This window comes from Microbacterium suaedae (assembly GCF_003254645.1).
GTDB lineage: Bacteria > Actinomycetota > Actinomycetes > Actinomycetales > Microbacteriaceae > Microbacterium > Microbacterium suaedae.
In genome coordinates this window covers 133,210-146,457 of record NZ_PNFD01000002.1, presented here as the reverse complement: position 1 = coordinate 146,457, position 13,248 = coordinate 133,210, and the positions used below count along the sequence as shown (strand labels likewise).

General features: G+C 67.9%; 11 protein-coding genes. 1 reads left to right on the top strand and 10 read right to left on the bottom strand.

The window, feature by feature from the left end; translation table 11 throughout:
• Positions 1-30: 30 nt before the first annotated feature.
• The 3 genes from ilvD to C0012_RS07230 all read right to left on the bottom strand — a co-directional run bounded on the left by ilvD (position 31) and on the right by C0012_RS07230 (position 4,086).
• Positions 31-1,740, bottom strand: a complete 1,710-nt coding sequence (gene ilvD, locus C0012_RS07240) for a dihydroxy-acid dehydratase (protein ID WP_110589251.1) — start codon at positions 1,738-1,740, stop codon at positions 31-33.
• 145 nt (positions 1,741-1,885) lie between these two features.
• Positions 1,886-2,671, bottom strand: coding sequence for a trehalose-phosphatase (otsB, locus tag C0012_RS07235; protein ID WP_198411093.1), 786 nt, complete (start codon positions 2,669-2,671; stop codon positions 1,886-1,888).
• A complete protein-coding gene (locus C0012_RS07230; RefSeq protein ID WP_110589252.1) occupies positions 2,668-4,086 on the bottom strand; it encodes an alpha,alpha-trehalose-phosphate synthase (UDP-forming) in 1,419 nt (472 codons plus the stop codon). Before C0012_RS07230 ends, otsB begins: the two co-directional genes overlap by 4 nt.
• 78 nt (positions 4,087-4,164) lie before the next feature.
• Between C0012_RS07230 and C0012_RS07225 the strand changes: the two genes are divergently transcribed.
• Positions 4,165-4,422, top strand: coding sequence for a hypothetical protein (locus tag C0012_RS07225; RefSeq protein WP_110589434.1), 258 nt, complete (start codon positions 4,165-4,167; stop codon positions 4,420-4,422).
• A 3-nt stretch (positions 4,423-4,425) separates the two neighbouring features.
• On the opposite strand, the gene C0012_RS07220 is transcribed toward C0012_RS07225, so the two are convergent.
• The 7 genes from C0012_RS07220 to araA all read right to left on the bottom strand — a co-directional run bounded on the left by C0012_RS07220 (position 4,426) and on the right by araA (position 13,234).
• The gene (locus tag C0012_RS07220; protein WP_110589253.1) at positions 4,426-5,430 is read right to left on the bottom strand and encodes a LacI family DNA-binding transcriptional regulator; all 1,005 of its coding nucleotides are present in this window, start codon (positions 5,428-5,430) and stop codon (positions 4,426-4,428) included.
• 11 nt (positions 5,431-5,441) lie between these two features.
• Positions 5,442-6,698 (bottom strand): FAD-binding protein, encoded by a 1,257-nt coding sequence (locus tag C0012_RS07215; RefSeq protein ID WP_110589254.1) that lies wholly within the window; start codon positions 6,696-6,698, stop codon positions 5,442-5,444.
• Positions 6,699-6,782: 84 nt separating this feature from the next.
• Complete coding sequence (gene arfA / locus C0012_RS07210) at positions 6,783-8,288, bottom strand: arabinosylfuranosidase ArfA (RefSeq protein WP_198411112.1); 1,506 nt, start codon at positions 8,286-8,288, stop codon at positions 6,783-6,785.
• A 33-nt stretch (positions 8,289-8,321) separates the two neighbouring features.
• The gene (locus tag C0012_RS07205; protein ID WP_110589256.1) at positions 8,322-9,248 is read right to left on the bottom strand and encodes a carbohydrate ABC transporter permease; all 927 of its coding nucleotides are present in this window, start codon (positions 9,246-9,248) and stop codon (positions 8,322-8,324) included.
• A complete protein-coding gene (locus C0012_RS07200) occupies positions 9,248-10,168 on the bottom strand; it encodes a carbohydrate ABC transporter permease (RefSeq protein ID WP_110589257.1) in 921 nt (306 codons plus the stop codon). Before C0012_RS07200 ends, C0012_RS07205 begins: the two co-directional genes overlap by 1 nt.
• Positions 10,169-10,231: 63 nt before the next feature.
• Positions 10,232-11,572 (bottom strand): ABC transporter substrate-binding protein, encoded by a 1,341-nt coding sequence (locus tag C0012_RS07195; protein ID WP_110589258.1) that lies wholly within the window; start codon positions 11,570-11,572, stop codon positions 10,232-10,234.
• Between the two features lie 156 nt (positions 11,573-11,728).
• Positions 11,729-13,234, bottom strand: coding sequence for an L-arabinose isomerase (araA, locus tag C0012_RS07190; protein ID WP_110589259.1), 1,506 nt, complete (start codon positions 13,232-13,234; stop codon positions 11,729-11,731).
• Positions 13,235-13,248 lie beyond the last annotated feature (14 nt).

Here is a 13,248-nt window from a genome sequence, read left to right as displayed (position 1 = left end):
CGGTTCGGCGTGACGTCGACACGGGGCGGATCAACCGGTGATCGCGCCCACGGCGGCGGAACGCACGAGCTTCGCGTACTTGGCGAGAACGCCGCGGGTGTATCGCGGGGGCAGCGGCTCCCAGCCGGAACGGCGGGAGGCGAGCTCAGCCTCGTCGACGAGTAGGTCGAGAGTGCGAGCGGCGACATCGACCCTGATCGGATCGCCATCGCGCACGAAGGCGATCGGACCTGCGTCCACCGCTTCGGGTGCAATGTGGCCGATGCACAGGCCGGTTGTGCCGCCGGAGAATCGACCGTCCGTCAAGAGTAGTACATCCTTGCCGAGCCCCGCGCCCTTGATGGCGGCCGTGATCGCAAGCATCTCGCGCATCCCGGGCCCGCCCTTCGGCCCCTCGTAGCGGATCACGACGACATCGCCCGCCTTGATCTCGCCATTCGTCAGGGCATCCATCGCCGCACGCTCGCGTTCGAACACGCGCGCCGGGCCCTCGAAGACCTCGGCGTCGAAGCCGGCCGTCTTGACGACGGCGCCGTCAGGGGCGAGCGAGCCGTCGAGAATCGTGAGACCGCCCGTGGCGTGGATCGGGTCGTCGAGGTCGCGCACGACCGTGCCGTCGAGGGGCTCGGGGTCGAGCTCGGCGAGGTTCTCGGCGAGCGTCTTTCCCGTGACCGTGAGGGCATCTCCGTGCAGGAGGCCGGCGTCGAGCAGAGCCTTCATGACGACGGGCATGCCACCGGCGCGGTCGAAGTCCTGCGCGACGAACTGCCCGAAGGGCTTCACGTCCGCGAGGTGCGGCGACCGCTCGCCGATGCGGCGGAAGTCGTCGAGCGTGAGTTCGACGCCCGCCTCCTTCGCGATCGCGAGGAGATGAAGAACCGCGTTCGTGGATCCGCCGAGGACCATCGCGACCGTGACGGCGTTCTCGAACGCCTTCTTCGTGAGGATGTCCTTCGTGGTGATGCCCTTGCGCAGCATCTCGACGACGGCCTCGCCCGAGCGGTGGGCGTACATGTCGCGCCGGCGGTCGGCGCTGAGCGGCGTCGACGAGCCCGGAAGGCTCATGCCGAGGGCCTCGGCGATGCAGGCCATCGTGTTGGCCGTGTACATGCCGCCGCACGCGCCCTCACCCGGCGCGAATCCGCACTCGATCTTCTTGAGATCGGCTTCGCTCATCTGGCCCGCCTTGCAGGCGCCGACGGCCTCGAACGAGTCGATGATCGTGATCGTGCGCTCGGTGCCGTCCTCGGTCTTCACCCAGCCGGGTGCGATGGAGCCGGCGTACACGAAGACGCTCGCGAGCTCGAGACGAGCGGCGGCCATGAGCATGCCGGGGAGCGACTTGTCGCAGCCCGCCAGCAGCACGGTGCCGTCGAGGCGCTCGGCCATGACGACGGTCTCGACGCTGTCGGCGATGACCTCGCGGCTCACGAGAGAGAAGTGCATTCCCTCGTGCCCCATCGAGATCCCGTCGGAGACGCTCACGGTGCCGAACTGCAGCGGGTAGCCGCCGCCTGCGTGCACACCCTCCTTCGAGCCCTGCGCGAGGCGGTCGAGCGAAAGATTGCAGGGGGTGATCTCGTTCCAGCTCGACGCGATGCCGATCTGGGGCTTCTCCCAGTCGTCGTCGCCCATGCCGACGGCGCGGAGCATGCCGCGCGAGGTCGTCGCCTCAATGCCGTCGGTGACCACGCGACTGCGCGGCTTGATATCGATTCCCGCAGGTACGTTCTCACTCACGTTCGCAGTCTATTCCCAGTCCGGCGAGGCCCCGAACCGGCGCGCGTTCTGCGAAGCGCCTGACGCACGACGCGGTCAGGATGCTCGACCTGGAGCCCCCTCCGTGAGCACAGCGGCGAGTCCCGGCGTGTCGACCGGCGATGACTCAGCGTCCGCGCCGCACAGCCAGCTCAGACAGCAGCCGGGCGAGCTCGGAGATGTCCGCGACGGTGACGTCAGCGGCCGTCTCCCCCGCGCCCACACGGATCCCGAGATCGCCCTCGTCGAGCGAGCGCAGGGCGTCCTCGTCGGTGACGTCGTCGCCGGCGAAGAGCACGGCGTCGGCGCGACTCGCGCGCCGCAGCTCGGCGACCGCCGTGTCCTTGCCCTCATGCCGCCATGCGAACTCGAGGACGTGCTTTCCCTCGCGGCGGCGCCACTCCGGCGCGCGTGCACGCATCACGGCGTCCACCGCGTCCTGCGCGGGCTGCTCGACCCCCTCGGGGGACGTACGCGTGTGCAGGGCGAATCCGAACTGCTTGTCTTCGATCCACGCCCCGTCGAACCTCGCGACGGCGTCTACGACGGCGGAGAGGATCGCGTCCGCCTGCTCCGCGTCGATACGTCGGTCTTCGCCGTCCACGCTCGGCGCTCCCGCGGGACGCCAGTGCTCGGCGCCGTGCGATCCGGCGAGCCATATGGATGAGTCGTCGCGATGCTCGGCGATCACGCGGAGGTCCCGCAGGCTGCGCCCCGACACGAGCGCGACCGTCGTCGCGCGCGCCTCGGCGAGAGCCGCGATCGCCGCCGAGGCTTCGGGCGTCGCGCGCGCCGCCATGGGATCCGTAACGAGCGGAGAGAGCGTGCCGTCGAAGTCGAGCGCGACCAGGATCCGTTCGGCGTCCACGAGCGCGTCGAGCCGCGCGTCCCCTGCCGCGGCGGCCGTCGTCACGGCCGGAGCCTCTTCCGGCTCAGCTGGTCGATGTCGTCGAGGAAGGCGCGTCCCCACTTCTCGACGTCGTTGTCGAGCACCTTGCGGCGCATCGTCTTCATGCGACGAGCCTGCTCGGCGGCCGGCATCTGCACGGCCCGCATCATCGTGTCCTTCATCCCCTCGATGTCGTGGGGGTTCACGAGCAGGGCGCTGCCGAGCTCATCCGCTGCCCCGGCGAACTCGCTGAGCACGAGCACGCCAGTATTGTCGCCGCGGACCGCGACGTACTCCTTCGCGACGAGGTTCATGCCGTCGCGCAGAGCGGTCACGAGCATGACGTCGGCCGCGAGATACAGCGCGACCATCTCCTCCCGCGGGTAGCCCTGATGCAGATAGCGGATCGCCGTGTTCTCGACCGTCGAGTAGTCGCCGTTGATGCGCGCGACGGTCTTCTCGATCTCATCGCGCAGATCCTGATACGCCTCGACGCCCGGGCGGCTCGGGCTCGCGATCTGCACGAGCGTCGCCTCGTGGCCCTTGATGCGCCCGTCGGCAAGAAGCTCGCCGTATGCCTTCAGGCGATGACGGATCCCCTTCGTGTAGTCCAACCGGTCGACGCCCAGCATGAGCTTGTCGGATCCGACCTGCTCGCGCAGCGCCTTCGCTCGCGCGATGATGTCGGGACGCTCGGCGAGTTTGATGAACTGCTCGGCGTCGATCGAGATCGGATAGCTCTTCGCGATCACAGTTCGCGATTGGTCGTCGATCGTCGGCACCGTGACGGTGTCGCCCTTCGTCGGATGGTTGAGCAGACGACGGATCGAGCGCTGGAAGTTGCCGGCGTCCGCAACGCGCTGGAAGCCGACGACATCTGCCCCCAGCAGACCTTCGAGCACCTGGCGACGCCACGGGAGCTGCGCGAAGAGCGCATATGCCGGGAACGGGATGTGGTGGAAGTACCCGATCGTCACATCGGGCCGCAACTCCCGCACCATCTGCGGCACGAGCTGCAGCTGATAGTCCTGCACCCAGACGACGCCACCGTCGTTCACGTGCTCGGCGGCGGCCTCCGCGAAGCGACGATTGACCCGCACGTACGCATCCCACCAGGAGCGCTTGAACTCGGGGGCCGCGATGACGTCGTGGTAGAGCGGCCAGATCGTGCCGTTCGAGAATCCTTCGTAGTAGTCGCGAAGATCTTCACGGCTGAGCGACACGGGAACAAGGAGGTTGTCGTCGAACTCGAACGGCTCCACCTGCAGATCGGGCTGCCCGCCCCAACCGACCCACGCACCGTCGAGGCTCTGCATCACCTGCTCGAGGGCGGTGACGAGCCCCCCGGGCGATCTGCGCCAGGCGGGTTCTCCGTCGGGTCCGTCGACACGGTCCACGGGCAGGCGATTGGCGACGACGACAAGATCTGCTCGCGACATAGCGCTCCTTCTGACGAGGCCAGCCTAGTGACGGCCGGGCTCGCGGGGCAACGCGAGGATCCGCGCTACGGTGGACCCATGCGCAAGTACCTGCTGGGAACGGGAATCATCGGCGCCCTCACGAGTGGCTGGTCCCTGCTGAAGGGATCCGACGCGCAGCCGTTCACGTGGCGCGTCGCGCTCGCGTGGATCAGCTGGGGCATCTCGTTCGCGCTGTCCATCGGGATGATCCTCGACATCCGCAAGGCGTCCCGCGGGGGTGCCGTCGCCGAGGACTCGCCGATCGCCGGTCGCGAGGACCGCTTCGTCAAGTCGTCCGCCGCCGCACGGAAGTAGGCGCTAGCCTCCCGTCGACTCGCGCTCGACCACCCGGAACTCCGCGAGCATGGTGCGCGGTTCGGCCGAGGGATCCTCGATGCGCTCGATGAGCGCGTCCACGGCGCGGCGGGCGATCCACTCGCGGCCCGGATCCACCGTCGTGAGCGCCGGAATCGAGTAAGCGCTCTCGTCGACGTTGTCGAAGCCGATCACGGCGACGTCGTGGGGAACGGATCGGCCCGCCTCCTCGAGCGCGCGGAGGGCGCCGAAGGCGAGCGAATCGTTGAGCGCGAACAGGGCGTCGAAGTCCACGCCGCGCGCGATCAGCTCTCGCATCGCCCTCTGGCCGTCCACGCGATGCCATTCGCCCGCCGAAGCCACGAGCGTGTCGTCGAGCGGCACGCCCCGCGCCTCGAGCGCCTCGCGGTATCCGGCGAGGCGCAGCCCCGCGGATCCGATGATCTCGCCGTCGTGCGCGCCGATGAGCGCGATACGACGACGACCGCGATCGAGCAGGAACTCCGTCGCCGCACGCGCCGCCTCGGCGTTGTGCATCGTCACGTGATCCGTCGGGCCGTCGAAGATCCGCTCGCCGAGCAGCACAAGCGGGTAGTCGACGTTCAGGAAATCGGCATCGTCCTGGCCCATCTCCAGCGGGCTGAACAGCACCCCGTCCGTCATCCGGAGCCGGGGCGTGCGAAGGAGTTCGATCTCGCGTTCCCGCGTGCCACCGGTCTGCTCGACCTGCACGGCGAAACCGCGGTCCTCCGCCGCAGCGATCACGCTCGCCGCGAGCTCCGCGAAATAGCTGAGCGCCAGGTCCGGCACGGCGAGCGCCAGCACTCCGGTACGCCCCGAGCGCAGGTTCCGAGCCGTCTGATTGGGCGTGTATCCGAGCTCGGCGATCGCGCGCTCGACGCGCTCGCGCGTCGTGACCCGGATGTGCGGATAGTCGTGGATCACATTCGAAACGGTCTTGATCGACACGCCTGCTTTGCGTGCCACGTCTTTCAGCGTCACCGCCATGACTCTCCTCCTCAGAGCTCGAGACGCCGCGTGTACGCGTTCTGCAGGCGGTCCATCGGGTCGAGCCTCGCGCGCAGTGCGCGGAAGTCGTGCCAGCGCGGGTACCGAGCCGCGACCTCTTCACCCGGCATCGTGAAGATCTTGCCCCAGTGGGGCCGCACATCGAATGGGGCGAGGGCCTTCTCGAGCGTCGGCAGCGCCGCCCGCACGGCCGGCTCGTCGAGGCGCCACGTGAAGTGCAGAGCGACCGAGTCGCGGCCGGACGAGGGGCTGAGCCACAGATCGTCGGCCGAGATCGAGCGAATCTCGCACACGTGCAGCAGCGGCGAGACGACACCGGCGATGCCGCGCACCGCCTCGATCGCCGCCGGGGCGTCGGCGCGGGCGACGAAGAACTCACTCTGCAGCTCCGCGCCGACGCTCGGCGTGAAGTCCATGCGGAAGTGCGGAAGCCTCTCGAACCAGGGACCGGGGACGCCGCCCTGCGCGTTGCACGCCTCGGCGTCGACGCCCGGGATCGGGTGCCGCGGTCCGTCGGCTGCGCGCGCGCCGAGCCGCGAAATGATCGAATCATCGATCTCGTCCCCGCCGGGGCGAACGCGCCTCTTGACCCACAGCTGATCCGCTGCCTGCGGATCCCGCCAGGTCGTGAAGATGCTCACGCTGTCGCCGAGAGACGTGACGGCGTCGTAGTCGGCGAGGATCTCATCCCACCGCGGCGCGTCGAACGCATACTGCGCGACCTCGTAGCTCGGCTCCGTGTCGAGCTCGAGCGCCGTGACGATACCGAGCGCACCGAGGTGCACGACGGCCCCGCCGAAGTCGGCGTCGTCCCGCGTCAGCGTGACGTCGTCGCCGCCCGGTGTGACGAGGGTCACCGAACGAACGGCGGCCGAGAGCGAGGGAACGCGGTCGCCGGATCCGTGCGTCCCCGTCGCGACGGCGCCGGCGACGGAGATGTGCGGCAGCGAGGCGAGCGTCGCGAGCGCCCGGCCGTTCTCCTCCAGGACGGGAGCGAGATCGCCGTAGCGGACACCGCCCGCCACGCGCACGGTGTCGCCCGACACCTCGATCTCGCGCGGCATGTCGGCGAGCGAGATGAGAGTCCCCGTCGTGTCGGCGATGTCGTTGAAGCAGTGACGGGTGCCGAGGGCGCGCACGGGCCCTCCGGAGGCCAGCACCTCCCGCAGTTCATCGATCGTGCGGGGGCGCACAACCCTCTCCGCGCGATAGACCAGGTTCTCGGCCCAGTTGCGCTCACCGCTCATGGTGTCTCCTTCCGCACCGTGTTCACACGTCGAACACGGCCGACGCGAGCGTATCCCCCGCGCCGGCCGTGTTCATGGACCGACTCACTCCGTCGGCGCGAGGCCGATCGCCGTCCACGACACCGGAGGAAGCGAGACTGTCAGCACGCCGCCTGCGACGCGAGCGCTGTCGTTCGCCTTCGGGGCAACCCGTTCCGGATCCTCGAGAGTGTTCTTCGCGTGGATGTCGTCATCTGCGAGAGTGTGCGTTTCGCGCACCGAGACCTCGCCGAGCCCTGCGATGTCGACCGAGACCTCGATCGACTCCGACTGCGAGCGGTTGACGAGGAACACGCTCGCCTCCCCCGTCTCGGCATCGCGCGTCGCGACCGCATCGACGAGCGGCACGTCGCCGAAGCGGCCCGTCTTGTACGTCGGCGCGTCGAGCTTGAGCTCGAGCGCCTCGCCGCGCGCGAGGCGCGATGTGATGGCGAACGGGAAGAACGTCGTCTGCCGCCAGGCGATGCCGCCCGGCTCGGTCATGATCGGACCGATCACGTTCACCAGCTGCGCAAGCGAGGCGCTCGTGACGCGGTCGGCGTGCTTGAGCAGAGAGATCATGAGGTTGCCGAAGACGACGGCGTCGATCACCGAGTAGATGTCCTCGAGCAGGCGCGGCGCCACGGGCCACTCATCGATGTCGCTGATCTGATCGACCTCGTGGAAGCGGCTCTGGTACCAGACGTTCCACTCATCGAACGAGATGTTGATCTTCTTGTCGGACCCCTTGACGGCTCCGACGTGGTCGGCCGTCTGCACGACGGTGTCGATGAACCAGTCCATGTCGACCGCCGATGCGAGGAACGAATCGAGGTCGCCGTCCTTAGGCTCGTAGTACGCGTGGCACGAGATGTAGTCGACATCCTCGTACGCGTGGTGCAGCACGACGCGCTCCCACTCACCGAAGGTCGGCATGTGCGCACTCGACGAACCGCACACGACGAGCTCGACGTTCGGGTCGACCTGGCGCATCGCCTTCGCCGTCTGCGACGCGATCTTGCCGTAGTCGTCCGCGCTCCGGTGGCCGAGCTGCCACGGTCCGTCCATCTCGTTGCCGAGGCACCAGATCTTCACTCCGAACGGATCCTCGCGGCCGTTGGCGACGCGCTGATCCGTGAGGGCCGTCTGCACCGGGACGTTGGCGTACTCGAGCAGATCGAGCGCCTCGAGCGTGCCGCGCGTGCCGAGGTTGACCGCGAGCATCATCTCGCTGCCGACCTTGTCGAGCCAGGACGAGAACTCGTGCAGGCCCACCTCGTTCGTCTCGGTCGAGTGCCAGGCGAGGTCGAGTCGGCGCGGGCGCTGCTCGCGCGGGCCGACGCTGTCCTCCCAGCGGAAGCCCGAGACGAAGTTTCCGCCCGGGTAGCGAATCGTCGCAACGCCGAGCTCGCGCACGAGGTCGATCACGTCCTGACGGAAGCCCTCGGCGTCGGCCGTCGCGTGGCCGGGCTCGTACACACCGGTGTAGATGTGGCGGCCGAGGTGCTCGACGAAACCGCCGAACAGGTTTCGCTGGATCCGCCCGATGGCGAAGTGCGGATCGATGGTCATGTGTGCGGTAGGCACGAAGGTCTCCTTTAGGTGTTACTTGAGGCTTCCGATGGCGAGCCCGCCCTGCCAGTAGCGCTGCAGCAGCAGGAACGACAGGACCAGCGGCACGATCGAGACGAAGGCGCCCGAGGTGATGAGGTTCCAGACCTGCTCGCCTCCGGCTCCGGCGTTCGACAGCGTCGTCCAGCGGTTCAGGCCGACGGTGACCGGGAGGAGGGACTCGTCGGTCAGCACGACGAGCGGGAGGAAGAAGTTGTTCCACACCGCGACAACTGCGAGGAGCAGCACCGTGACGATCGCGGGGCGGAGCAGCGGCAGCGCGACCTGGAAGAAGGTGCGGAACTCGCCCGCCCCGTCGATCCGCGCGGCCTCGAGCATCTCATCGGGCACGGCGTCCTGCGTGTAGATGCGCATGAGGTAGACGCCGAATGGGTTCAGCAGCGAAGGCAGGATGACCGCCCAGGGCGTGTTGATGATGCCGTAGTCGCTGAGAAGCACAAACGTCGGCACCGCGAGCGCCGTCGGCGGCACCATGATGGCACCCAGCACGAGGCCGAAGACGAAGCCGCGACCGCGGAAGCGGTACTTCGCGAAGCCGTATCCAGCGAGAACCGCGAGGATCGTCGCGCCGATCCCGCCGCCAAACGCGTACAGGAACGAGTTGCCCATCCACTGCCAGTAGACGCCGCCCTTCTCGGTGAAGAGACCGACGATGTTGTCGAAGAAGTGGGTGATGTCGCCGAACCAGAACGGCCCGGTCCCGAACAGCTCGGGCGTCGACTTCGTCGCGGCGACGAAAAGCCACCACAGAGGGATGACGAAGTAGATCGCGAGGATGATCAGGAGGACGTGGGATCCGATCCGCCGTCCGCCGGTGCGCCCCGTTCCTGCCGGGCGGCCCGCCCGCTTCGGCAGGCCCGTCACGGTCGTGTGCGCGGATGTGCGCGTTGTCGTCGACATCACTTCAGTCCGCTCTGCTTACGCGTGAGGAACAGGAACAGGAACGACCCGACGAAGACGATCAGGCCGAGCGAGAAGGCGATCGTCGAGGCGTAGTTGAATTGGCTGTAGTTGAACGCCAGCGCGAACACGTACATATTCGGCGTGTACGACGCGTTGATGGATCCTTCCGCGACGCCGCGCAGGACGACGGGCTCCGTGAAGAACTGGAGCGTGCCGATGAGCGCGAACGTGAGCACCATCACCATCGAGGACGAGATCATCGGCACCTTGATGCGCAGCGCGGTCTGCAGGCCGCTCGCGCCATCGATGCGCGCGGCCTCGTAGATCGACGGGTCGATCGAGCGCAGCGCCGCGTAGATGATGATCATGTAGTACCCCGACCACTGCCAGGTCACGACGTTGACGAGGCCGCCGAAGATCGTGTCCGGCCCGAGAAGATTGGGGGCGTCGAGCCCGAACAGGCCGAAGATCGACGCAGCCGGCCCGAATCGGGGGCTGTAGAGGAAGCTCCACATCAGTGCGCCGATGACGATCGGAATCGAATACGGCACGAAGATCAGCAGGCGCGTGAGGTTCGCGAGCTTCGTCGCGAGGGTGTCGAGCACGAGCGCCGCGACGAGCGCGACGAGCATCTGCATCGGGATCATGACGATCCCGTACAGCGCCACTCGACCGAGGCCCTCGAGGAAGAGCGGATCCGTGAACGCCCGGGCGTAGTTCGCGAGCCCGGCGAACTTCTCGCCGCCCGCGAGGGTCGATTCGAACAGGCTCATCCAGAAGGCGTAGCCGAGCGGGATGAGGAGGAACAGGGCGAAGATGACGAGGAAGGGCGAGACGTACAGCCAGCCGAACCACTGTCGCTTCAACCCGCCTCGTCCCGTGCTCCGCCCGGGAGCCGTGAGGTTGGCGGTAGTCATGATGTCTCCGTGGAATCGCCGCGGGGACGGCCTCGCCGAACGAAGCCGTCCCCGCGTCGGACGTCACTCGGTGAGCTCGAAGCCCTGGTTGTTCGCGTACTGCTCGAGCACGTCCTGCAGGTCGTCGAGCGCCGTCGCGGCGTCCTTCTCCCCTTCGGTCATGGCGAACAGCTGCTCGTTCGTCTGGTCATAGGCGTAGACCTGGAACGGGCTGAAGCCGAAGCCGGTGTACCCCGCGGCCGCCTCGAGGAAGACGTCCTCGTTGATCTTCTGGCCGTCGAAGAAGGGGTACTCCTTCTGTGCGAACTCATCCGACTCGAGAACGGGCTTCCACAGCGGGAAGAGCGCCGCCTCGTCGATGCCGATCTGCCACGCCTCCTCGGTGCGGAAGATGTCCTTCGCGACCGTGGCTGCGGCTTCGAGCCGCTCCTCGGGCGTGTGAGTGGTGACGGCGAACGTCGATCCGCCCCAGTTGATCTGCACGGGGTTGTTCGGATCCCACTGCGGGACCGGAGCCGCGCGCCACTGCGCCTCAGCGTCGGCGTCCTCGAGGCCGCCGAGGTAGCCGGGGCCCCAGGCCGCCGCGACGTACACGGCGTAGGTGCCGTCGACGAGCTTCGTGTTGTAGTCGGCCGTGAAGGCGTCGTCGGTCGCGACGAGGTCCTTCTCGACGAGGTCGTTCCAGTAGCTCATGACCTCCTTCGCCTCGTCGCTGTTGACGTCGACCCCGACCTGCTGGGGGTTGTTCGCGTCGTAGCTGAACGGCTCGGCGCCGGCCTGCGCCATGAGGGCGTAGGTGTACGCGCCACCGTTCGCGGGGAAGTCGGCAAGGACGCCGGGGGCGCCCGCGTCCTTCAGCGCCTGTGCGGCATCGGCGAACTCGTCCCACGTCGTCGGCACTTCGATGCCGTACTCGTCGAAGATGTCCTGGCGGTAGAGCATGCCCATCGGGCCGCCGTCGACCGGGATGGCGTAGACGCCGTCGCCGCTCGAGACGTCCTGCCAGGCGCCCTCCGTGTACTCGCTCGCGATCTCGTCGGCGCCGTACTCCGACAGGTCGACAAGCCCCTCCTGGATCGTGAAGCTCGGCAGCTGCTCGGACTCGAGCATGATGACGTCGGGCGCACCCGAGCCGGCCTCGAGCGCCGTCGAGAACTTGTTGTACTCGTCCGCCCCCTGGCCCGCGTTGGTCCAGCAGACCTGAATGTCGTCGTGCGTCTCGTTGAACAGGTCGACGACCTGTTCGAACGCGGGATACCAGGCCCAGACGGAGACCTGCGTCGCGTCTTCCTTCTTGATCTCGTTCGTGCATGTGGCCTCGGCGGCGCCGCCGGAGCATGCGGTCAGGGCCGCAGCGGCGACGGCGACCGTGCCGCCTGCAGCGAGAAGTCGTTGCTTCCTCATGGCTGTGTTCAGTCCTCTCGCGGTGTGAGACACCGTTGTCTAACCGAAGTATTACAACGTTGTAGGTAAACGTTGTAGATGACAGTTTCACGCCGACCGCACGCGATGTCAACCCCCGAGTGGAGGAAGATGACGCGCGCGGCCGGCGTCTGTGCGTCAGATCCCGTCGGCGATGTGGTGGTACACCTGGTTCCACTTCAGTTCGTTCTGGAACCCGTGCACCGTCGTCGACTCGTCGATCGTCACGAGTTCGACGCCCAGGATCGTCGCGAAGTCGCGGAACGCCTCGATGCCGACGGCCGTCGACATGACCGTGTGGTGCGCGGCCCCCGCCGCCATCCAGCACGCGGCGCTCGTGGGCAGATCAGGCTGGGGACGCCACACGGCGCGACCGACGGGGAGATTCGGCAGATCCGGCGCGTCGACGTTCTCGACGACGTTCGCCGTGAGACGGAAGCGCGTGCGCACATCGCTCATCGCGACGACGACGGCCGGGCCGGCATCCGCCGTGAAGACGAGCCGCACGGGATCCTCCTTGCCGCCGATCCCCAGCTCGTGCACCTCCACGCGCGGCCGCGAAGTCGTGAGCGACGGCGCGACCTCGAGCATGTGGGCGCCGAGGATCCGCTCGTCGCCCGGCGTGAGGTCGTAGGTGTAGTCCTCCATGAGGCTCGCGCCGCCCGAAAGTCCGGCACCCATGACGTTGGCGACGCGCACGAGAATGGCCGTCTTCCAGTCGCCCTCCGCACCGAAGCCATAGCCGTCGGCCATGAGCCGCTGCACCGCGATCCCCGGAAGCTGCTTCAGCGATCCCAGGTCTTCGAAGTTCGTCGTGAACGCCTCGAAGCCTCCCGCCTCGAGGAACCCGCGCAGACCCGCCTCGATCGCCGCGGCGTCGCGCAGGGATCCATGCCGCGCTCCCCCGGCGCGCAGCTCGGGCGCGACGTCGTAGAGACGCTCGTACTCGGCGACGAGCTCGTCGACCTGCGCCTCCGAGACAGCGTCGACCGCTTCGGCGAGCTCGTTCACGCCCCACGTGTTCACCGAGACGCCGAAGCGCAGCTCGGCCTCCGTCTTGTCGCCCTCCGTGACCGCGACATTGCGCATGTTGTCGCCGAAGCGGCACAGCTTCATCGAGCGCGCCGCCGCCGCGCCGGCCGCCGCGCGCTGCCACGTCGCGATCTCACCCACGACCCGGTCGTCGCTGACGTGCCCGACGACGGTCTTGCGGGCCTTGCCGAGACGCGTCTCCATGTACGCGAACTCGCGATCGCCGTGCGCCGCCTGGTTGAGGTTCATGAAGTCGAAGTCGATCGACTGCCACGGCAGCTCGACGTTCGCCTGCGTGTGCAGGTGCAGAAGGGGCTTGCGCAGCTCGTCGAGCCCCGCGATCCACATCTTCGCGGGGCTGAAGGTGTGCATCCAGACGATGACGCCGAGAACGTCGTCGTCGGCGTTCGCATCGAGCATCGCCCGACGGATCGACTGCGCGTCCGTCAGGACCGGCTTCCAGACGACGGGCGCGGGGATCTCGTCGGAGGCGTCGAGCGTGCGCGCGACCTCCTGCGACTGCTCGGCCACCTGGGCGAGCGTCTCGGGGCCGTAGAGGTGCTGGCTTCCCGTGAGGAACCAGACCTGCTTGTCCGAATAGGGCTTGGTCATCGTGCGTGGTCCTT